We start from the raw sequence: 18,985 nt of genomic DNA, 5'->3' as shown, positions 1-18,985 counted from the left end.
CGTGACAGAGCTGTGCGCTCACCGTCACAGCTGTGCAATAACGCGTCAGACGGGATGAAGAGCGTCGATAAGGGGCGCGGCGAGGCCTGAGCGCCTGCCCGGGCGGGCCCGGACGCGGGGCCGGAGCCCGCCCCGGACGGCGCGGCAGGCATGATCGTCCCGTGGGGAAGACGTGGCGGGTCCTGGTGGCGCGGTGGGCGATCGCCCTGGTGTGGTTCTACGAGGGCTTCTGGTGCAAGGTCTGGCCGGGGCGGGCGGATCAGCGGGCGATCGTCGGTGACGTGCCGTTCCTGCCGGGATGGGCGGTGACGGGAGTGCTCGTCGCGATCGGCCTGACAGAGGTCGCGATCGGCGTGTGGGTGCTGACCGGGCGGCGGGCGCGGCCGGCCGCGGTCCTGCAGACCGTGCTGGTGTGCGCGTTCAACCTGGGCGGCCTGCTCTTCAGCCCCGGCCGGATCGAGGAGCCGGGGCGGCTGGTCACACAGGATCTGGCTTTCCTGGCGCTGATCTGGACGGTGACCTGGACCGTGCCCCGGACGGCGGCCGAGTGAGCGGGACACCGTGGGCGCGAGGCCGGCTGCTCGGCGGATTCGGCGGCCCACGCCTGCTTTTCGGACGGATGTACGAGGACTGGGGGGTCGAGCTGGCGGTCTTCCCGGCGCCGGGCGCCCGGGTGCTGTGCATCGCCTCGGCCGGGGACACGGCGGCCGCCCTGCGGTCGGCGGGGTACGAGGTGACGGCCGTCGACGTGAATCCCGTACAGCTCACCTACGCCCGGCGGCGGCTGGCCGGCGGCGGGACCCGGGAGGGCACCGCGGAGGCGGTCATGCGCCTGGGCCGGAACAGCGCGGCGCTGCTGCTGCCCGCCTGGCGGCCCAGCGAGCTGCACGGCTTCCTGACGCTGGACGACCCGGCGGAGCAGGCCCGCCGCTGGCGGGAGGAGCTGGACACCCCGGGTCTGCGCCGGCTGATGCGGGTCGCGCTGCGCCCCGGCGGTGCCCTGGCGGTGGCCCTGCGCCCGTCGTTCGCCGGTGTCGTACCGCCGCGTTTCGACGAGGTGCTGCGGCGGCGCCTGGAACGGACGGTGGGCACGCATCCCAACGCGCGCAATCCGCTGCTGTGGCGGCTGCTGGCGGGCGTGGACCCACCGGGCACCCCGGCGCTGCGGGCGCCGGGCGTCCGGCTGGTGTGCGACGACGTGGTGCACGCGCTGGAGCGGGCGCCGCGCGGCGGCTACGACGCCGTGACGCTCTCGAACGTGCTGGACGGGCCGGACCCCGGCTTCGCCCGTCGGCTGCGGGCGGCCGTACGGCACGCGGTGCGGCCCGGCGGGGTGGTGGTCCTGCGCAGCGCCCGGGAGCCCGGTCCGGACGGGCCGGGCTGGGCGGCACGGGACCGCTCGCCGTTGTGGGGCGTGGTACGGGCCGTGCGCCTCGGGGGGACCGCCCCGGACCGGAGGATCGAACCGTGAGGCACCTGCTGCAGCGTCACCCCGTCGCGATACGCACGCGCTTCGCCCACTCCCTGGTGCTGACGTACGCACTGCCGGCCGCCGTGCTGCGCCCCCTGGTCCCACCGGGCCTGGAACTGGACACCTATGAAGAGCACGGGTTCGTGGCGGCCGCGCTGGTGGACACCCGAGCCCTGCGGCCGGCGTTCCTGCCCGCCCGGCTCGGCGCGGACCACCTGCTCACCGGCTACCGCGTCTTCACCCGCTTCCGCACTCCGGGCGGGCGCGTCATGCGCGGACTGCGCATCCTGCGCAGCGACACCGACCGCAGGCTGATGGTGCTCGGCGGCAACCTGCTGACCCGCTACAACTACCGGCTGGCCCGGATCAGCGCCCGGGTCGAGGACGGGTCGCTGGAATTCCGCGTGGACAGCGCCGACGGCCGGGCGGACCTGCACGTGCACGCGGACCTCGGCAGCGCGCCGGCCCCGCTGCCCGCGGGCAGCCCGTTCGCGGACGCGCGCGCCGCCCGGCGCTTCGCGGGCCCGCTCCCTTACACCTTCGAGTACGAGCCGCAGACCCGTTCGATGATCGTGATCAAGGCGTTCCGTGCCCACTGGGACCCGCGGCCCGTCCCGGTCGACGTGCACCGCCTGACCTTCTTCGACCACGGACCGTTCGCCGGCACCCGGCCGCTGCTCGCCAACGCCTTCCACGTCGCCGACCTGGAGTACGGCTGGGAACGCGGTCTGCGCCGGACCGAGAGCGGAAGTGCGCGGTGACCCACCGGTCGGGCGTGCGGGACGTGCTCGCCTACAACTGGCCGCGGTACGCCGCCGGTCTGACCACCGCGGCGGTCTCCGCCGCCCTGTCCGGCCGTCTGCCGCACCCGCTGCGCACCCTGGCCCGCGCGGGCTCGGCGGCCGCCGCCGGTCTGCTCACCTCCGCCACGGTGGCGAGCTGGCTCGTCTACGACCGCTCCGGACTGTACGACTACGACTGGCTGGACACGCTGCTGCCGCGCACGCCGTCCGTGCACCTGGTGGTGGGTACCGGCCTGGACGAGGCGAGCGCCCCGCTCGCCGCCCGCTGGCCCGCCTCCCTGCAGATCACCGTGGACCTCTACGACCCCGCCGTGATGACCGAGGGCTCGGTGCGCCGGGCCCGGCGCCGGGTGCCCCCTCCACCGCACGCCGTGCCCGGCCGGCCGGACGCCCTTCCCGTGCGCCGGGCCGGGGCGGACGCCGTGTTCCTGGTCTTCGCCGCCCACGAACTGCGGCAGCCGGCGGACAGGGAGCGGCTGTTCGGCGAATGCGCCCGGGTCCTGCGTCCCGGCGGGCGCCTGGTCCTGGTGGAACACCTCAGGGACGGCCGGAACACGGCCGTCTTCGGGCCGGGCGCCTGGCATTTCCTGCCCCGCGCGGAGTGGCTCCGGCTGGCCGCGCACGCCGGTCTGCGCCCGGCCGCCGAGCGTCGCATCGCCGGGCTGGTCACCGCGTTCGCCTTCGCCAGGGGGCCCGCATGACCCACCTCCTCGCCCTCACCTGCCAGTTGCGCCTGGTCGGTGCGGCCCTCATCGGCATGGGGCTGCTGCACGTCGTCCTGCCGCGCGTCCTGGGCTGGCCGGACGACCTCGGCACCACCAGCCTGCTGACCCGGCAGGTCTCCTACGCGCATCTGTTCTTCATCGGCCTCACCTGCGTACTGCTCGGTGCGCTGCCGCTGGCGTTCGCCCGGGAGCTGCTGAGCGGCGATCCCCTGCCGACCGTCCTGCTGGGCGGGCAGACCGTGTTCTGGGGGCTGCGCTGGGTGATGGAGTTCGCCTACTTCTCACCGCGGCTGTGGCGGGGGCACCGGCTGCGGACGGCGGGACATGTCGCGCTCTCGGTGCTGTGGACGTGGGTGACCGTCGTGTTCGCGGTGGGGACGGTCCACGCGGCGGGCCGGTAGCGGCGGTGGGGACGGTCCACGCGGCGGGCCGGTAGTGGCGGAGGGGAGAGGTCTTGACGCGGCGGGCCGGTAGCGGCGGTGGGGAGAGGTCTTGACGCGGCGGGCCGGTAGCGGCGGTGGGGAGAGGTCTTGACGCGGCGGGCCGGTAGTGGCGGAGGGGAGAGGTCTTGACGCGGCGGGCCGGTAGCGGCGGAGGCGAGAGGTCATGACGCGCCGGTCGTCGTCTGCGCCGGCTGCGAGGTGGGTGCCGGGGCGCCCGCCGGGGACCGCGGGTGGTCGCGGGAGGACCGCCCGGCCGTTCCGAACGCCAGGTGGGAGACGTCCGGCAGCGCGTGGGCGTAGCCGGCGCCCAGCAGCAGGGCCGCGGCTGTCGCGGCCGTGGCGGTCCGGCGGGTCGTGGTGCCCACCCGCCGCAGGCCGCGCTCGCGTCGCCGCACGGGGTCGGGGTCTGGTGCGGGTCCGGGCAGGGACATGGGCCGGCCTCCTTCGGACGAGGGGCGAAGGCGTACCGCGAGGCGGTCGTCCGGCTCACGGACGCCTTGTCACCAGCTTGCGCCGCGCCGCGTCGGAGAGCCGTTCGGGAAAGCTTCAGATGCGGCAAAGCCGGTCGGCCACGGCGACGGCCGCTGCCCGGTGCCCTGCCCCGGCGATCCGGAAAGCCGTGCACGTCGTCCTACGCTGGGTGCCGTGGCACAGGAAACCGGCCCCCGCGCCGTTCCCGACCCCCTCACCGTGCTGGTCGTCGAGGACGACCCCGGGCTCGCCGGGTCGCTGGTGCGCGGCCTGGAGCGAGCCGGGTACCGGGCGACCGGCGTCGGCACCGGGCGCGGTGCGCTCGGCCACGTACCGCCGCCCGACGTGGTCCTGCTCGACCTCGGCCTGCCGGACATGGACGGCATCGACGTCTGCCGCGCGCTGCGCCGCCAGTCCGACGTGGCGGTCATCGTGGTCACCGCCCGCGGCGAGGAGGGCGACCGGGTCGCCGCGCTCGACGAGGGCGCCGACGACTACCTGGTCAAGCCCTTCGGGCTGGCGGAGCTGCTGGCACGGATCAGGGCCGTACTGCGGCGCATCCGCCCGTCCGGGCCCGAACTGCTCACCCATGGCCCGCTCGTCGTCGACCCGCGCACCCGCAAGGTGACCGTGGGCGGCGAGGAAGTGGCGCTGACCCCCAAGGAATTCGACATCCTCCAGTGTCTGGCCGCCGACCCGGGCCGGGTCGTGACGCGTCAGGAGATCCTGGAGCGGGCCTGGGACGCCCACTGGTACGGGCCCACGAAGGTGCTGGACGTCCACATGGCCGCGCTGCGCCGCAAACTGGGCGTGCCCGGACTGGTCGAGACCGTCTACGGGCGCGGATTCCGCCTCGGTGAAGTCGGCTGACCCGCCGTGACCCGCCGCATCGCGCTCAGCGTCATCGCCCTGGTCACCGCGGTCCTGGTGCTGGCGGTGGTGCCGCTCGGGCTGATCATGACGCAGCGCGAGCAGACCTCGTTCCGGGACGACGCGGCCGCGCGGACCAGGTCGATCGCCTCCGCCGCCGAGGAGTACCTGTCCGACCGCAAGCCGGACGCGGCGGCCCGGAGCCTCCTCCAGGAGGCCCGCCGGAGGGGCGACTGCGCGACCGTCTACGGCGGCGCGGGCCATGTGCTGCTGTCGACCGCGTGTTCCGACGTGGCCGGGGACGACTCCGCGGAGCTGGTCTCCGCCGTGCTCGCCCACCCCGGCACCCGGGTACGCCAGGACGATCAGTGGCTGACCACGGCCGTGGCGATCGGCGACGACTCGAACCCGGTCGGGGTCGCCGTGCTGAGCCGGTCCGCCGATCCGCTGCACGACCGGATCCTGGCCATGTGGGGCTGGCTCGCGCTGATCGGTGTCGGCGGCCTCGGCACCGCCGTGCTGATGTCGGTGCTGCTGGCCCGCTGGGTCGGCCGTCCGCTGCGGGTGCTGGACGCGGCGGCACAGCGGCTGGGCGAGGGCGCGCTGGACGCGCGGGCGCCGGGCGGGGCGGGACCCCAGGAGGTACGCCGTCTGGCCGCGACGTTCAACACGATGGCCGCGCGCACCGAGGCCCTGGTGCACGGCCACCGTGCCGTCGTCGCCGATGTCTCGCACCAGCTGCGCACCCCGCTCGCGGCGCTCCGGCTGCGTCTCGACCTGCTCGCCGCCGACGCCGAGGGGGACACCGCGGCCGAGCTGGCCGACGCGCAGGGCGAGATCGCCCGGCTGTCCCGGCTGGTGGACGGCATGCTGGCGGTGGCGCGCGCCGAGCACGCGGTGCCGCTGCCGGTCCCGGTACGGGTGGACCTCCTGGTGGCCGAGCGGGTCGCCGCCTGGGAGCCCGTCGCGGACGCGGGCCGGATCCGGCTCGCCGCCGACTGCCGCCCCGGGCTCACCGCCTTCCTCGGCGAGGGGGACCTGGAGCAGGTGCTCGACAACCTGATCGCCAACGCCCTCGACGCGGTCCAGGAGGGCGGCCGGGTGCTGGTCAGCGGAAGGCGGCAGGGCGGAACCGTGCAGCTGCGGGTCGTCGACAACGGGCCCGGGATGGGCGGAGCCGCACGGGAGAGCGCGTTCCGCAGGTTCGGCAACCCCGAGGCGAGCGGTACCGGGCTGGGCCTGGCCATCGTCCACCGGCTGATCACCGCCAACGGGGGTACCGCCGAGCTGCTGGACTCGCCCGGTGGCGGGCTCACCGTGGCGCTGTCGCTGCCCGCTTCACGGCGCCGACGCGACCGGAGCGGGGAACGCGACCGGAGCGGGGAGTCCGGATCCGGAGGTGCCGGGGCGGGCGACGCCTGAAACCCGGCTCTCCCCTCCGGCGCGTGCCGGGCGCCTCTCGAGAACACCTCGTCGCACTCTCCTGACCAGCGCATCCGCCGATCTTTGCGGGTTCTGAAGGATTCCTGAACCGGATCCCGACAGCCGCCCGCGCACGCTGGTGTCGGACAGTCACCGGCTAGGCCGCGAGGTGCCGGGTGCTTCACGAGGGCACACCGACGGCCGAGGAGGAACCGTGTCCCCACCCGACTCCCCGCTCGACCACTCCCCGTCGACCCGTGCCGCCCGGCGCCGTGACCGCGGTCTGCGCCGGGTCGGGAGCACCACCCGCTGGGTGGCCGCCGCGGCCGCGGCCGGCTCGGTGGTGCTCGCCACCGGATACGCCCAGACCCTGCCGGGGAAGTCCGCACCGGCGTCCCGGAACACCTCGCGGCCGTCCGCTCCCGTGCCGGGTCCGTCCACGACCCCCCGGGCGTCGCACTCGGCCGCCCCGCACAGGACCGCCGCCCCGCCCGCCGGCAAGGCCTCGCACCCGACCGCCCACCACCGGCGGACCGCTCCCGCCACCCGTCAGGCGACCCCCGCGCCCAGGAAACCCCCGGCGGCGACTCCCAAGCCCTCGCACACCACGTCGGGGGCGTCATGACCCCCGCCACCGCACCGGCTCCGGCGTCGGTCTCCTTCCCCGCGCTGGGCACCACCGCGACGCTGCTCGTCACCGACCCCGGCGCCCTGCCGGCGGCACGCCGGGTGCTCGACGCCGAACTCGTCGCCGTCGACGCCGCGTGCAGCCGCTTCCGGCCCGATTCCGAACTGTCCCGCGTCAACGCCGCGGGGGGCGCCGCCGTGTCCGTGAGCGCGCTGTTCGCCGAGGCCCTGGACGTGGCGCTGCACGCGGCGGAGGTGACCGGCGGGGTCGTCGACCCCACCGTCGGAACCGCGGTGCGCGCGCTCGGCTACGGCAGCACGTTCGCCGCGCTCACCTTCGCCGCGCTGCGCCCGCAGGACCTGGGCCCCGTACGCCCGGCCGGACCGGGCGCGGACTGGCGGGCGGTGGCATGGGACCGGACCGCACGGCGGCTGCGGCTGCCCCCGGGCGTCGCGCTCGACCTCGGTGCGACGGCCAAGGCCCTCGCCGCCGACCGGGCCGCCCGTCGCGCCGCCGAGGTGACGGGCCGCGGCGTCCTGGTCAACCTCGGCGGTGATCTCTCGGCCGCCGGTGACCCGCCGCCGGGCGGCTGGCGGATCGCCGTCGCCGACGACCACGCGGCCCCCGGCACGGCAGGACGGCCCACGGTGAGCATCACCGAGGGCGGACTCGCCACCTCCGGCACCGCGGTGCGGACCTGGCGCCGTGGGGAACGGCGCGTCCACCACATCGTCGATCCCCGCACGGGCGACAACCCCGCGCCGGTGTGGCGGACCGTCAGCGTGGCCGCCGTCAGCTGCGTGGCCGCCAACACCGCGAGCACCGAGGCGGTCGTCGTCGGCGAGCGCGCCCTCGGCCGGCTGCGCCGGGCGGGGCTGCCCGCGCGGCTGGTCCGCGTGGACGGCGCCGTCGAGCGGGTCTGCGGCTGGCCCGCGGACACGGCGGCGCGGACCACCGCGGGAGGTGCCCGGTGACCGGACTCGTTCCACTGGCCGCGGCCGGTCCCAGCCCGCTGTGGTACGCGACCCGGGCCGGCGGCACCGTCGCCCTGGTGCTGCTCACCACGACCGTCGCGCTCGGCATCGCCGTCAGCGGACGGTACGAACCGCGGCGGTTCGCCCGCTTCGAGGTGGGCGCGCTGCACCGCAACCTGTCGGTGCTGACCCTGGCCTTCCTGGCCCTGCACATCGCCACCGCGATCCTCGACACCTTCGTCCACCTGGGCTGGCTGGTGACGGTCGTACCGTTCACCGCCTCGTACCGGCCGCTCTGGCTGGGGCTCGGCACGGTCGCCTTCGACCTGCTGCTCGCGGTCGCCGCCACCAGCGCGGTACGGCTGCGCATGGGCCGGCGGCGGTGGAAGTCCGTGCACTGGCTGGCCTACGCGGCCTGGCCGGTGGCGCTCTTCCACGCGGCCGGGACCGGCACCGACACCCGGCTCACGCCGCAACTCGCCCTCTACGCCGGATGCGTCGTCCTCGTGGTCGCCGCCGTCTGGTGGCGGCTGTACCGGGCGGGACCGGGCCGGGTCGCGGTACGGCTCTGGACGGGCCTCGCCGCGGTGGTGGTCCCCGTGGTGCTGGCCGTGTTCCTGCAGTCCGGCCCGCTGCAACCCGGGTGGTCGCACCGCGCGGGCGGCACCACGGCCACGAGCACCGGCACCGGCACCGGCACCGTCCACCCGGCGACCGCGCCGGCCGATGACGAGGGAGGCGACGAATGACCGACGCGATGACCGACGCCATGGCAGGCCCCACCGGGGGACTGACGGCCCCGCGGGCCGGGGGAGGCCGGGAGGGCATGCTCGGCCCGTACGGATCCCGGCTGCTGCACGGCTGGTACGCCACCGGCCGGGCGGCCGGCCTGGACGAGCACCTCCACCGGTACGGTCCGCCGCCCTTTCCCCGTTCCGCCGACCTGGCCGACCGGCTGGTGCGCGCGGTGGAGGACGCGGGGCTGACCGGCAGGGGCGGCGCCGCCTTCCCCACCGGGCGCAAGCTGCGCACCGTCGCCGCCGGCCGGGGCGCCGTCGTGGTCGCCAACGGCATGGAGAGCGAACCGGCCAGCCGCAAGGACGAGACCCTGCTGGACCTCGCCCCCCACCTGGTGCTGGACGGTGCCGTGCTGGCCGCCGCCGCGGTGGGCGCCGACGTGGCGCACCTGTGTCTGCCGCGCACCAGGCAGGACCAGGCACAGGCGTTGCGCGAAGCCGTCGCGGAACGCCGGACGCGGGGCCTCGACCCGGTGCCGGTGCAGGTGCACGAACTGCCCCACCACTACGTCTCCAGCGAGGAGACCTCGCTGGTGAGCTGGCTGAACGGGGGTGACGCCCGTCCGCTGGCGACCCCTCCGCGGCCCTTCGAGAAGGGCGTCGACCGGCGCCCCACCCTCGTCGACAACGTCGAGACGCTCGCCCACCTCGCGCTGATCGCACGCTACGGTCCCGGCTGGTTCCGTGAGGCGGGTCGTCCCGACGCCACCGGCACCACACTCGTGACCCTCTCCGGTGCGCTGCGCACGCCGGGCGTCTACGAGGTTCCGATGGGCCTGCCGCTCGGCGAGGTGTTGGACACCGCCGGGGGGCCCGCGGAACCGCTCGGCTCCGTGCTGCTGGGCGGCTTCTTCGGCAGCTGGCTGCCGGCGGCGCGGGCGGTGCGCGTCCCGTTCGCCAAACAGGACCTGGCCGTGCTGGGCGCGGGGCCCGGTGCCGGGGTCGTCGTGGCGCTGCCCGCCCGTGCCTGCGGTCTGGCGGAGGCGGCGAGGGTGCTCGGCCACCTCGCGGCGCAGAGCGCACGCCAGTGCGGACCGTGCCGGCTCGGGCTGCCCGCCGTCGCCGCGGATTTCGCGGACCTGGCCTGGGGCCGTCCCGCCCCGGAGTCGGTACGCCGTCTGGAAGGCCGTGCGGGGCTGCTCGCCGGGCGCGGCGCCTGCCGGCACCCCGACGGTGCGTCACGCTTCGCCGTGACCGCTCTGCGGGTCTTCGCCGACGACGTACGGCACCACCTGAGCGCCGGCCCGTGCGCCGCGGCGGGCGACGAGCCCGTACTGCCGGTACCGGACGCACCGGCACCCGACGACCGGGACTGGAGGTGACCGGCATGGCCGCCGCACACGCCCTAGGAATCGACCGCATCGCCTGCGACGGATACGGCCTGTGCGCCGAACTCCTCCCAGAGATCATTGAGTTGGACGAGTGGGGCTATCCGATCGTGGGATCGGCCCCGCTCACGGGGGAAGCCCTCGGGCACGCACGGCGCGCCGTGGCCGCGTGCCCGGCGCTGGCACTGCGCCTGGACCGGGCACCCGGGCGCGGCCCGGACCAGCGGACGTGAACGACGGAGCGGGCGGGACGGCACGCGATCCGGGCCGGGTGGGGCCTGACGACCAGGAGGACGGACGAGTGACCGTGATCGGCGGCCGGGCACCGGCGCACAGTACGTCGGAGGCGGCCGCCACGGCGTCCGGCGGCCCGGAGGGCAATGAGCGGCTGACCGCGGCGACCGGTGCGGTGCTGCTGGTCCTGTTCGCCGTCGAGGGCGTCACCATCCTCTTCCTCGGGCGGCTTCTCACCCTGCACTTCTTCATCGGACTGCTGCTGACCGGCCCGGTCTGCCTGAAGATCGGCTCGACCGGCTACCGGTTCCTCCGCTACTACACGGGCTCGCCCGCATACCGTCGCAAGGGGCCGCCCGCACCCCTGCTGCGCGTGCTCGGCCCCCTGGTCGTCGCCACGAGCGTCGCCGTCCTCGGCACGGGAGTGGCCCTGGCCCTGCTCGGACCAGGTACCGGCCCGGTTCCCGTGCTCCTGCTGCACAAGGCGAGCTTCGTCTGCTGGATCGCCGTGACCTCCGTACACGTCCTCGCCTACGTGTGGCGGCTGCCGCGCCTCGTCGGCGCCGATCTGCGACGCCGCCCGGCACGTCACGGCATCACCGCTCCGCTGCGCGCCGGACGCTGGTCCCTGCTGGCGCTGGCACTCGGCGCGGGCCTGGCCGTCGCACTCGCCGGCGTCCACCTGGCCTCCCGCTGGACCGGATAGGGCGGTGGATACGGGACCGTGGTATTGAACGTTTCGATCAGAGGGAGTGCACGCGGAGCGAGAGGGGCGGCGGCCCGGGAGGACCGCCGCCCCGGTGTCACCGGTGGACTGTGACCAGTGGTTCAAAGGATCCTGATCTTGTCCATACGAACCCCACCCGGGTTGTTGGGGAAGGTGTAGACGGTCCATTTGTCGATCGGCGTGGCGGGCTGCCACCTTCCGTCCCCGTACCACTGGACGCGGTTGTTGCCGGTCGAGATCCGGTGAAGCCACGTATGGGAGCCCGAGTCGTCCCACGTCCCGGCGTTGGCGAGACACCAGTCGTAGGGGCCGGTGTCCGTCGTGTGGATCGTGACCTGCAGGAAGTCGCTGCTTCCGCACGGCACCGTATTGATCGCGAACGCATCCGTCGCCGTGACGGCGGTCAGCGAGGCCGTCAGCGCCAAAGTCGTAGTCGCGGCCAGAGCGGCCCGCTTGGCGAATTGTTTCACGGAGTTCCTCTGCCTTCCGGATAGCCGTTCTGCCCTTTGGGGCAACTGTCGAGGTTCAGAGAATCTGGACCCAGGACGCGCTCACCCCGCCGGGGTGGTTCGGCCAGGTCATGACGGTCCACTTGTTGATCCCTTCGGCGGGCTGCCACGCCCCGTTCCCGAACCACTGGACGCGGTTGTTGCCGGTCGAGATCCGGGTGATCCACGAGTTGCCGGGCAGCGGGAAGACTCCGGCATTGGCCAAGCACAGGTTCTCGTCGCCGTGCCCGGCGTAGTGGTACGTGACCTGCACGAAGTCGGACGGGCCGCAGTCGACCTGATTGATCGCGGACGCGCTCGTCGCGGTGAGGGCGGTCAGTGACGCCGTCAGCGCCACAGTCGTAGCCGCTGCCATGGCCGCCCGCTTGACGGTTCGTTTCATGGAAACCTCCACCTTTCGGAAGTCGACAAAAGTGACTCGGTCGACTGTTGATACGAGCGGGCGGTGGACCAGGTTGCGTCGCCGCAGCAGAGTTTCCCGAGCCTGCCCTTTCGGGCAAATTCGAAGGCGGAAAGGGCAATGACTCCGGCAGGCCGAACCGCTTCCGGGGATTTCCCCTCTTCAGGTGCGTACGCGCGCCGTGACCTCGCGCGCCGATTCATATGCGAAGGGGACCGAAACTCCATGAAGAGCAAGCTGACCGCCGTGGCCCTTGCGGCCGTCGTCGTCGCCGGCACCGCCGCTGCCGCCGTCCCGGCCTCGGCCGCCACCGTCAAGGCCGCACCGGCCCGCTGTCACACCGCCGACCTGAAGGCCGGCTTCGCCACCGGGGACGACGCCAAGCCGGAGATGGGACAGACCGAGAAGCAGACGGAGGCGTTCATCTGGTTCACCAACCAGAGCACGCACACCTGCACCCTGTACGGCTTCGCCGGTGTCGACATGGTCGGCGCGCAGCCCACCGACGGCACCTGGTCGCTGGCGCGCTCCGCCGAGAAGCCCGAGCAGCTGGTCCTGCAGCCGGGTGACACCACGGACTTCGGCATCACCCTGCTCCCGGTGGCCGCGTCCACGCCGCGGGACGAGAAGTTCGTTCCGGCGAAGTTCCTGGTCACCCCGCCCAACGAGACGGAGCACTTCACCCTGAAGTGGCCGTTCGGCGGCCAGATCCTCAAGCAGGACGGCGCCACCCACCCGGCCACCTACCTCCACCCGGTCGGGCGGTAACCAGCCCGGACAGCCTCCGGGCTTCCAGCATCTCTCGTGGCCACCGCAGCACCCCCGGAACCAGTGGCATCCTCCGGGTGGGGCGGTGGCCACGAGCACGCCGGGGCGCCGTGTGCCCGGCCCCCTGCGACCGGCGCGGACGCAAGCCCCGGGCACCCTGAGCCGCTGGACGCCCTGCGCACACAGTCCTGGACGAGGACGCCGGATTCCCGGGCGCTGGGAGTCATCGATGCCGAGGCCACCCGGTGTTTTCTTTACCGAACAGCCATCACAACCTGAAACCTCGTCGCTAGCTTCGCTCGCAAGATCCACAGCAGACATCCCGTCCCCGCACAGCGCAGCGAGGTTCTCGTATGCCCAGATCCCTCTCCGTCGCCCCCGCGCGTGGACGGCACCGCAAGACCAGAACGCCCAGTCGGTCGGTCCGGCGAGCGACCCTTGTCGCACTGACCGCCCCCGTCGCCGGGTCGATCCTGGCCGGTCCGTCGGCGTTCGCCGCGGACAAGCCCGTGGCCAAGAGCGCCGCACTCGATTCCGCCGAGCAGAAGATCGCGAAGAACCTCGACGGACGCGTTCAGGACACTCGGCTGGGCAGCACGTTCGGCGGCGTCGTCATCGACACCAACTCCGGCAGAACCGTCTGGGGTCACCAGGCGACCACCGCTCTGATGCCCGCCTCCAACACCAAACTCGCCACAGCCACCGCCGCGTTGACGGTCCTCGGCCCGGACCACCGGTTCACCACGAAGGTCGTCTACGGTGGCGGCACCCTCACTCTGGTCGGGGGAGGGGACCGCACGCTGACCACCGGCGACCTCAAGGCGCTCGCCAGGACGGCGGCCGCGGGGCTGCGCAACGCGCGTCTCACCTCGGTGAAGGTCCGGGTCGACGACAGCCTCTTCCCCAAGCCCACGCTCGCCACCGGCTGGAACACCGGCTACTACCCGGACACCGTCGCCCCGGTACGGTCCCTGGTGGTGGACGGCCGCATGGTCGCGGACACCGCCCTGGACGCCGGACGATCCTTCGCGCAACTCCTCACCCAGCAGGGCGTCACCGTCACCGGCCAGGTCACCCGCGGCGCCGCCGGCACCGGAACCGTTCCCGTGGCCCAGCACCGGTCCGACCGGCTGTCCGTCATCGTGAAGCACATGCTCAAGGTGAGCGACAACGACGTCGCGGAGACGCTGCTGAGGATGACCGCGCTCGCCTCCGGCCGCCCGGCCACCTTCGAGGGCGGCACGGCGGCCGTACGTACGGTGCTCACCCGCTACGGCGTGTCCCTGGACCACTTCGTCATCCACGACGGCAGCGGCCTCTCGCGCGCCAACCGCATCCCGGCACGGACCCTCGCCGACATCCTCGCCGTCGCGGCCGACCCGCGTCACGGCAACACCCTGAAGTACGTCGTCGACGGACTGCCGGTGGCGGGTGAGGCGGGCAGCACCCTCGGGCCCGAATGGGGCCGCTTCGACACCGCGCACTCCCGGTGTGCCGTCGGCAAGGTCAAGGCCAAGACGGGCACCCTTACCGGCGCACTCGCGCTCAGCGGACTGACGAAGGCCAAGGACGGCCGCTGGAAGGTCTTCTCCTTCATCGAGAACGGCTCCCCAGCCGCCCCGGACGCCATCAAGGACACCCTGGACGGCCTGGCCGCCACGGTCAACGGCTGCTGGGCGTAGGGCGGCCGTAGCCACGCCACCCGGTGGGGACCCGCCGGGGCCGCCGCCGTCCCGGCGACGAGTGGCGGGTCCCGGAGCGCGGGCGTGCAATGGAGAGGGGCGGAAAACGTGGAGGCGCCCGTGGGTGTGACACCGCTGACCGAGATACTCTCCGCGCCCTTCGACGAGCGCTACGCCGTACCGGCGATCAACGTGTTCAACGACCTCACGATGGAGGCCGTGCTGGCGGCCGCGGTGGAGAACGAGTCACCGCTGATAGTGCAGACCTCCGTGAAGACGGTCAGGTCGATCGGCAGCGACGTGCTCTACGCCATGTGGAAGGCGATGACCGCCGGCATCGAGGTGCCCGTCACCCTGCACCTGGACCACTGTCCGGAGCGCGAGGTCATCACCGAGTGCCTGCGACGCGGATGGAACTCGGTGCTGTTCGACGCGTCCACGATGCCGGTCGAGGAGAACATGCGGCAGACCGTCGAGGTCGTGGCGGAAGCCCGGGCGCACGGGGCCGCGGTCGAGGGTGAGATCGAGTCGATCACCGGTGTGGAGGACGGCATCGGCACCGAGACCGCCGCCGAGCGGCAGGACCTCGCCGTCGCGCTGGACTTCCTGCGGACCACCCACGTCGACGTGTTCGCACCGGCGATCGGGAACGCGCACGGGTCGTACAAGCAGGCGCCGGTGCTCGACGCCCAGCGCGTGTCCGACATCGTGGCGGCCCATCCGGTACCGATCGCGCTGCACGGCGGCAGCGGACTGTCCGACGAGCAGTTCCACGACCTGATCTCCCGGGGATGCGCGAAGGTCAACATCTCCACCGCTCTCAAGGAGACGTACATGAAGTCGAACCTGGCCTTCCTCGAAACGGCGGCGGAACGGCAGAAGTGGGACCCGCCGTCGCTCTTCCGGGCCGTCCGCCAGGACGTCATCGAGTTGGCCGGTTCCCTGATGCGGCTCTTCGGCAGCGCCGGGCGGGCGGGCTGAGCCATGCCCGCGCTCGTCTTCGACTGCGACGGTGTCCTCGCCGACACCGAACGCGACGGACACCTGCGCGCGTTCAACCAGACCTTCGAGGAGTTCGGCCTGCCCGTGCGGTGGAGCGACGAGGAGTACGCGGAGAAGGTGAAGGTCGGCGGCGGCAAGGAGCGGATGCGGACCCTGCTGACCCCCGACTTCCTCGCCGCGGCCGGTCTGCCCTCCGACCCGGACGCTCTCGACGAGCAGGTCGCCCGCTGGCACCGGCGCAAGACCGAGATCTACACCGGGATCATCCGCGGCGGAGACATCCCGCCCAGGCCCGGTGTGCGGCGGGTCGCGCAGGAGGCCCACGAGGCCGGGTGGACGCTCGCGGTCGCCTCCACCTCCGCGGAGGCGTCCGTCCGCAGCGTGCTCGAACTCGCCATGGGGCCCGAACTGACCGGCCACTTCAGCGTGTTCGCCGGTGATGTGGTCGACCGCAAGAAACCGGCCCCGGACATCTACGCCGTCACCGTCGAGCGGCTCGGCGTCGATCCGGAGCACGCCCTCGCCATCGAGGACAGCCGCAACGGCCTGCTGGCCGCGCTCGGCGCCGGGCTGACCTGTGCCGTCACGACCAGCGCCTACACCGGAGAGGAGGACTTCACCGGGGCCTCGCTGGTGGTCACCTCGCTCGGCGATCCGGCACCGGAGGAGACCCATGTCCGGGTGCTCAGCGATCCGCTCGGTACCCGACCGGGGCCCTGGGTGGTCCTCGCGGACCTGGCCGCCCTGCTCACCCCGTCCGGAGGCCCGGGAGCCCGTACGGACTGATGTCGTCGACGTCCATGCCGCGCCGAAGCCCCTTCCGCGCCGAGGCCCATGTCGTCGAAGTCAGGAGAACCATGTCATCGCCATCGACAACCGCCGGTGACCTCGCCTTCGTCGTCCGGACCATGGCGCGGACCGCGGTGGACAACGAAAAGGCGTTCGGCGACCTCGACGCCGTCGCGGGTGACGGGGACTTCGGGTACTCCCTCGCCCGCGGCTTCGAGATCGTGCTCGCCGACTGGGACACCCTCGTGTCCGACTCGCCGTCCGACTTCCTGAAGAAGGTCGCCATGGTGGTCTCCAAGCGCGTCGGCGGCACGTCGGGGCCGCTCTGGGGCACCGCCCTGCTGCGGGCGTCCGCGGCCGTGCGGGACCGCCCGGAACTGGCTGCCACCGACGCGGTCGCGATGCTGCGGGCCGCGGCCGAGGGCATCAAGGCGCGCGGCAGGTCCGACCTCGGTGACAAGACGCTGCTGGACGCGCTGATACCGATGACCGACGCCCTGGAACGGCGGCTGGCCGAGGGCGGCCCGGGGCCCGGCGGGGCGGAACTCGCCCGGCTGGCCGCCGTGACGGCCCGCACCGCGGCCGACGCGACGACCTCCATGCAGGCCCGACGCGGCCGGCAGAGCTACACGGGGGAGCGCAGCATCGGTTCGCCGGACCCCGGCGCGGTGGCTGTCGCGGTCATGGCGGAGCGCATCGCCGACGAGTGGGACGCCCACGACCGACCCGAAGGAGCGAGGCGATGAAGAAGTTCGTCAACGACCCGCAGAACTACGTCGCGCAGATGCTGGAGGGGCTGGCCCTGGCCAACCCGGACACACTGAGGTACGTCCCCGAGCACAACCTGATCATGCGTGCCGACGTCCCGCAGGAGGACAAGGTCTCCATCGTCCAGGGCTCCGGCTCCGGTCACGAGCCGGCGCATGTGATGACCGTGGGCAGGGGAATGCTCGACGCGGCCTGCCCGGGCGACGTGTTCGCCGCGCCGCCGGCCGACTCGGTCTACGAGACGGTCAAGCTGGTCGCCTCCCCGAAGGGCGTTCTGCTGCTGGTCAACAACTACACCGGGGACCGGATGGCCTTCGAGATGGCCGAGGAGCTGTCCCAGGCCGACGGGCTGAACGTCCGTACGCTCTTCATCGACGACGACGTGGCCGTACAGGACTCCACGTACACCGTCGGCCGACGCGGAGTGGCGGGCAACTTCTTCGTGATGAAGGCGGTCGGCGCGGCCGCCGAACGGGGCGCGGACCTGGACGAGGTCCACCGGATCGGCGAGAAGGTCAACTCCGTCACCCGCTCCATGGGCATGGCTCTGACCGCGTGCACCCCGCCGGCGAAGGGCTCCCCGCTCTTCGACCTGCCGGACGACGCGGTGGAGATGGGCGTGGGCATCCACGGCGAGCCGGGCCGGAGGCGGGAGAAACTCCAGTCGGCGGACGCGATGGTGAGCGAGCTCGTCAGCGCGGTCGTGGACGACCTGCCGTACTCCTCGGGGGACCACGTGGCACTGATGGTCAACGGTCTCGGCGGCACGCCGTGGGGCGAGCTGTATCTCGTGTACGGCCGGGCCCACAAGCAGCTGGCCGAGCGCGGCATCGAGATCGACCGCAGCTACGTCGGTGAGTACTGCACCTCGCTCGACATGGCCGGTCTCTCCCTCACCCTGGTCCGCCTGGACGACGAGATCTCCGACCTCCTCACCGCCCCTGCCGAGATCCCGATCCGCGTCTTCTGACGGGCGCGGGACCCGGGTGGCGTGTCACAGGCCGCAGGAACCGCGGTCCAAGTGGAAGTAACGGCCGTTGGCCCAGCGGCACAGCCGGATGCCGACGATGACACCGACGATGGTGACCAGGGCGGGCAGGTATCCGCCGGCGACCTGGACGATCGGGATCGCCGGGCACCCACCGGAGATCGCCCAGCCGGTACCGAACAGCACCGCGCCGGGGATCACGCCGGCGTGGATGCGCCCCGGGGTGCGAGGTACCCGCAGCACGGCGAACGCGCCGATGATGATCACGACGGCGCCGGCGAAGGAGAGGAGCATCCGCAGGTCCTGGAAGGTGAACATGCGGTTCAGCTGCGTGTAGTCGCCGAAGCCGATGTTGGAGACGGTGTAGCCGAGGGCCAGGCCGGTGATGACGTTGGCCAGGAGGATCGCGCCCCGAGTGCGCATCAGATCACCTTCCAGAGCAGGAACGACACCGCGACGGCGGTCCCGAAGAACACGGCGGTCGCCACCAGGCTGACCGGGCGCAGACGGCCGCAGCCGTTGAGTCCGTGGCCGGAGCTGCACCCACCGGCCAGGCGGGTGCCGAAGCCGACCAGCACGCCCCCGGCGAACAACAGGATGATCATGGTGATCGGGTTCGCGGTGACCACGTCCCGGAATCCCGGGCCCATGTCGAAGCGGAGGTGGAACCGCCCGGAGGTGACCGCGGCGATCAGTCCGCCGAAGAAGATCGACACCAGCAGGGCGGCCTGGGTGGCCAGCGGCGCCGGGCTCGTCACCGGGGTGTCCGCACCCGCCGTCGGTCCGACCTCGGATTCGGGCGGCTGTGCGGTCCCGTACGGGGCCGGCGGTACGCCGGGCGCGGTGGGGCCGGTGCCGAAGTGCTCCGCCGTGGCCGCGGCGAGGGCGTCGGCGAGATCACGCTCGTCGGTGAACTCCTCGTCCATCCGCTCCAGGCGGCGCTCCCTGCGCCAGTGCAGCACGCGATCCCACGCGGACGACACCCCGAAGGACCGGTCCGTGGCGAGGGTGTAGTTGACGGTGATCAGGGCGAGCCCGGCGGCGCCGGCCCACCAGGGCCAGTAGTCACTCATGCGGGGCCTCCCATCCATGCGGTGAGTCGAGCCCACCAGCCGCGTTTCGGTCTGGATCTCTGCCCCGCGTGTCGAGAGGGGCGGTCCGGGGGCGGGGGTATCTGCGGGGACGG

The 18,985-nt window shown here is 73.3% G+C and carries 24 protein-coding genes; 19 read left to right on the top strand and 5 right to left on the bottom strand.

What is annotated here, in order from left to right; translation table 11 throughout:
- Positions 1-161 precede the first annotated feature (161 nt).
- The 5 genes from ACWC21_RS28845 to ACWC21_RS28825 are packed head-to-tail and all read left to right on the top strand — an operon-like array spanning position 162 to position 3,400.
- Positions 162-551, top strand: coding sequence for a DoxX-like family protein (locus ACWC21_RS28845; RefSeq protein WP_450885899.1), 390 nt, complete (start codon positions 162-164; stop codon positions 549-551).
- Positions 548-1,471, top strand: coding sequence for a hypothetical protein (locus ACWC21_RS28840; protein WP_450885898.1), 924 nt, complete (start codon positions 548-550; stop codon positions 1,469-1,471). Before ACWC21_RS28845 ends, ACWC21_RS28840 begins: the two co-directional genes overlap by 4 nt.
- Positions 1,468-2,232, top strand: coding sequence for a DUF2071 domain-containing protein (locus ACWC21_RS28835; RefSeq protein WP_450885896.1), 765 nt, complete (start codon positions 1,468-1,470; stop codon positions 2,230-2,232). The genes ACWC21_RS28840 and ACWC21_RS28835 overlap by 4 nt, the downstream gene beginning before the upstream one ends.
- Positions 2,229-2,975 (top strand): class I SAM-dependent methyltransferase, encoded by a 747-nt coding sequence (locus ACWC21_RS28830; protein ID WP_450885895.1) that lies wholly within the window; start codon positions 2,229-2,231, stop codon positions 2,973-2,975. Before ACWC21_RS28835 ends, ACWC21_RS28830 begins: the two co-directional genes overlap by 4 nt.
- Entirely contained in the window at positions 2,972-3,400 is a 429-nt protein-coding gene (locus ACWC21_RS28825) for a hypothetical protein (protein WP_450885893.1), read from the top strand. The genes ACWC21_RS28830 and ACWC21_RS28825 overlap by 4 nt, the downstream gene beginning before the upstream one ends.
- A 203-nt stretch (positions 3,401-3,603) precedes the next feature.
- Here the strand turns inward: ACWC21_RS28825 and ACWC21_RS28820 are convergent, their stop codons facing one another.
- Positions 3,604-3,873 carry a hypothetical protein gene (locus ACWC21_RS28820; protein ID WP_450885892.1) on the bottom strand — a complete coding sequence of 90 codons (270 nt, stop codon included), beginning with the start codon at positions 3,871-3,873 and terminating at the stop codon, positions 3,604-3,606.
- Between the two features lie 214 nt (positions 3,874-4,087).
- Here ACWC21_RS28820 and ACWC21_RS28815 point away from each other — a divergent pair, with 214 nt between their 5' ends.
- The 8 genes from ACWC21_RS28815 to ACWC21_RS28780 all read left to right on the top strand — a co-directional run bounded on the left by ACWC21_RS28815 (position 4,088) and on the right by ACWC21_RS28780 (position 10,872).
- Positions 4,088-4,783 carry a response regulator transcription factor gene (locus tag ACWC21_RS28815; protein WP_450885890.1) on the top strand — a complete coding sequence of 232 codons (696 nt, stop codon included), beginning with the start codon at positions 4,088-4,090 and terminating at the stop codon, positions 4,781-4,783.
- A gap of 6 nt (positions 4,784-4,789) precedes the next feature.
- Positions 4,790-6,205 carry a sensor histidine kinase gene (locus ACWC21_RS28810; protein WP_450885889.1) on the top strand — a complete coding sequence of 472 codons (1,416 nt, stop codon included), beginning with the start codon at positions 4,790-4,792 and terminating at the stop codon, positions 6,203-6,205.
- Positions 6,206-6,419: 214 nt separating this feature from the next.
- Complete coding sequence (locus ACWC21_RS28805) at positions 6,420-6,830, top strand: hypothetical protein (RefSeq protein ID WP_450885887.1); 411 nt, start codon at positions 6,420-6,422, stop codon at positions 6,828-6,830.
- Positions 6,827-7,807: an FAD:protein FMN transferase gene (locus ACWC21_RS28800; protein ID WP_450885885.1), complete on the top strand. Its 981-nt coding sequence runs from the start codon at positions 6,827-6,829 to the stop codon at positions 7,805-7,807. Before ACWC21_RS28805 ends, ACWC21_RS28800 begins: the two co-directional genes overlap by 4 nt.
- The gene (locus tag ACWC21_RS28795) at positions 7,804-8,556 is read left to right on the top strand and encodes a ferric reductase-like transmembrane domain-containing protein (RefSeq protein WP_450885883.1); all 753 of its coding nucleotides are present in this window, start codon (positions 7,804-7,806) and stop codon (positions 8,554-8,556) included. Before ACWC21_RS28800 ends, ACWC21_RS28795 begins: the two co-directional genes overlap by 4 nt.
- Positions 8,553-9,926 (top strand): NADH-ubiquinone oxidoreductase-F iron-sulfur binding region domain-containing protein, encoded by a 1,374-nt coding sequence (locus tag ACWC21_RS28790; RefSeq protein WP_450885881.1) that lies wholly within the window; start codon positions 8,553-8,555, stop codon positions 9,924-9,926. Before ACWC21_RS28795 ends, ACWC21_RS28790 begins: the two co-directional genes overlap by 4 nt.
- 5 nt (positions 9,927-9,931) lie before the next feature.
- A complete protein-coding gene (locus tag ACWC21_RS28785; protein WP_450885880.1) occupies positions 9,932-10,165 on the top strand; it encodes a ferredoxin in 234 nt (77 codons plus the stop codon).
- Positions 10,166-10,233: 68 nt separating this feature from the next.
- A complete protein-coding gene (locus tag ACWC21_RS28780; protein ID WP_450885879.1) occupies positions 10,234-10,872 on the top strand; it encodes a hypothetical protein in 639 nt (212 codons plus the stop codon).
- A gap of 122 nt (positions 10,873-10,994) precedes the next feature.
- Here ACWC21_RS28780 and ACWC21_RS28775 read toward each other — a convergent pair whose 3' ends face one another.
- Complete coding sequence (locus ACWC21_RS28775; RefSeq protein ID WP_450885878.1) at positions 10,995-11,363, bottom strand: beta/gamma crystallin domain-containing protein; 369 nt, start codon at positions 11,361-11,363, stop codon at positions 10,995-10,997.
- Between the two features lie 55 nt (positions 11,364-11,418).
- Positions 11,419-11,784 carry a beta/gamma crystallin domain-containing protein gene (locus tag ACWC21_RS28770; RefSeq protein WP_450885876.1) on the bottom strand — a complete coding sequence of 122 codons (366 nt, stop codon included), beginning with the start codon at positions 11,782-11,784 and terminating at the stop codon, positions 11,419-11,421.
- Between the two features lie 243 nt (positions 11,785-12,027).
- Between ACWC21_RS28770 and ACWC21_RS28765 the strand changes: the two genes are divergently transcribed.
- The 6 genes from ACWC21_RS28765 to dhaK all read left to right on the top strand — a co-directional run bounded on the left by ACWC21_RS28765 (position 12,028) and on the right by dhaK (position 17,781).
- A complete protein-coding gene (locus ACWC21_RS28765; RefSeq protein ID WP_450885875.1) occupies positions 12,028-12,570 on the top strand; it encodes a DUF4232 domain-containing protein in 543 nt (180 codons plus the stop codon).
- Positions 12,571-12,923: 353 nt separating this feature from the next.
- Complete coding sequence (gene dacB, locus ACWC21_RS28760; protein WP_450885873.1) at positions 12,924-14,252, top strand: D-alanyl-D-alanine carboxypeptidase/D-alanyl-D-alanine endopeptidase; 1,329 nt, start codon at positions 12,924-12,926, stop codon at positions 14,250-14,252.
- A 120-nt stretch (positions 14,253-14,372) separates the two neighbouring features.
- Entirely contained in the window at positions 14,373-15,233 is an 861-nt protein-coding gene (locus ACWC21_RS28755) for a class II fructose-bisphosphate aldolase (RefSeq protein WP_450885871.1), read from the top strand.
- A gap of 3 nt (positions 15,234-15,236) precedes the next feature.
- Complete coding sequence (locus ACWC21_RS28750; protein WP_450885869.1) at positions 15,237-16,040, top strand: HAD-IA family hydrolase; 804 nt, start codon at positions 15,237-15,239, stop codon at positions 16,038-16,040.
- 71 nt (positions 16,041-16,111) lie between these two features.
- Positions 16,112-16,789, top strand: a complete 678-nt coding sequence (gene dhaL, locus ACWC21_RS28745) for a dihydroxyacetone kinase subunit DhaL (protein ID WP_450885867.1) — start codon at positions 16,112-16,114, stop codon at positions 16,787-16,789.
- Entirely contained in the window at positions 16,786-17,781 is a 996-nt protein-coding gene (dhaK, locus tag ACWC21_RS28740) for a dihydroxyacetone kinase subunit DhaK (RefSeq protein WP_450885865.1), read from the top strand. The genes dhaL and dhaK overlap by 4 nt, the downstream gene beginning before the upstream one ends.
- Before the next feature lie 24 nt (positions 17,782-17,805).
- Here dhaK and ACWC21_RS28735 read toward each other — a convergent pair whose 3' ends face one another.
- On the bottom strand, positions 17,806-18,222 hold the full coding sequence (locus ACWC21_RS28735; protein WP_450885863.1) for a YeeE/YedE thiosulfate transporter family protein: 417 nt from the start codon (positions 18,220-18,222) through the stop codon (positions 17,806-17,808).
- Complete coding sequence (locus tag ACWC21_RS28730; protein ID WP_450885862.1) at positions 18,222-18,872, bottom strand: YeeE/YedE thiosulfate transporter family protein; 651 nt, start codon at positions 18,870-18,872, stop codon at positions 18,222-18,224. Before ACWC21_RS28730 ends, ACWC21_RS28735 begins: the two co-directional genes overlap by 1 nt.
- Positions 18,873-18,985 lie beyond the last annotated feature (113 nt).

It is taken from the genome of Streptomyces sp. NPDC001348, from assembly GCF_053597535.1.
The sequence above is the reverse complement of the archived record's forward strand: the minus strand, read 5'-3'. Positions and strand labels throughout refer to the sequence as shown.

Coding starts and splice junctions, on each gene's coding strand:
- ACWC21_RS28770 (WP_450885876.1), bottom strand. CDS start 11,784: ATGAAACGAACCGTCAAGCGGGCGGCCATGGCAGCGGCTACGACTGTG.
- ACWC21_RS28765 (WP_450885875.1), top strand. CDS start 12,028: ATGAAGAGCAAGCTGACCGCCGTGGCCCTTGCGGCCGTCGTCGTCGCC.
- dacB (WP_450885873.1), top strand. CDS start 12,924: ATGCCCAGATCCCTCTCCGTCGCCCCCGCGCGTGGACGGCACCGCAAG.
- ACWC21_RS28800 (WP_450885885.1), top strand. CDS start 6,827: ATGACCCCCGCCACCGCACCGGCTCCGGCGTCGGTCTCCTTCCCCGCG.
- dhaK (WP_450885865.1), top strand. CDS start 16,786: ATGAAGAAGTTCGTCAACGACCCGCAGAACTACGTCGCGCAGATGCTG.
- ACWC21_RS28820 (WP_450885892.1), bottom strand. CDS start 3,873: ATGTCCCTGCCCGGACCCGCACCAGACCCCGACCCCGTGCGGCGACGC.
- ACWC21_RS28790 (WP_450885881.1), top strand. CDS start 8,553: ATGACCGACGCGATGACCGACGCCATGGCAGGCCCCACCGGGGGACTG.
- ACWC21_RS28735 (WP_450885863.1), bottom strand. CDS start 18,222: ATGCGCACTCGGGGCGCGATCCTCCTGGCCAACGTCATCACCGGCCTG.
- ACWC21_RS28825 (WP_450885893.1), top strand. CDS start 2,972: ATGACCCACCTCCTCGCCCTCACCTGCCAGTTGCGCCTGGTCGGTGCG.
- ACWC21_RS28730 (WP_450885862.1), bottom strand. CDS start 18,872: ATGAGTGACTACTGGCCCTGGTGGGCCGGCGCCGCCGGGCTCGCCCTG.
- dhaL (WP_450885867.1), top strand. CDS start 16,112: ATGTCATCGCCATCGACAACCGCCGGTGACCTCGCCTTCGTCGTCCGG.
- ACWC21_RS28750 (WP_450885869.1), top strand. CDS start 15,237: ATGCCCGCGCTCGTCTTCGACTGCGACGGTGTCCTCGCCGACACCGAA.
- ACWC21_RS28785 (WP_450885880.1), top strand. CDS start 9,932: ATGGCCGCCGCACACGCCCTAGGAATCGACCGCATCGCCTGCGACGGA.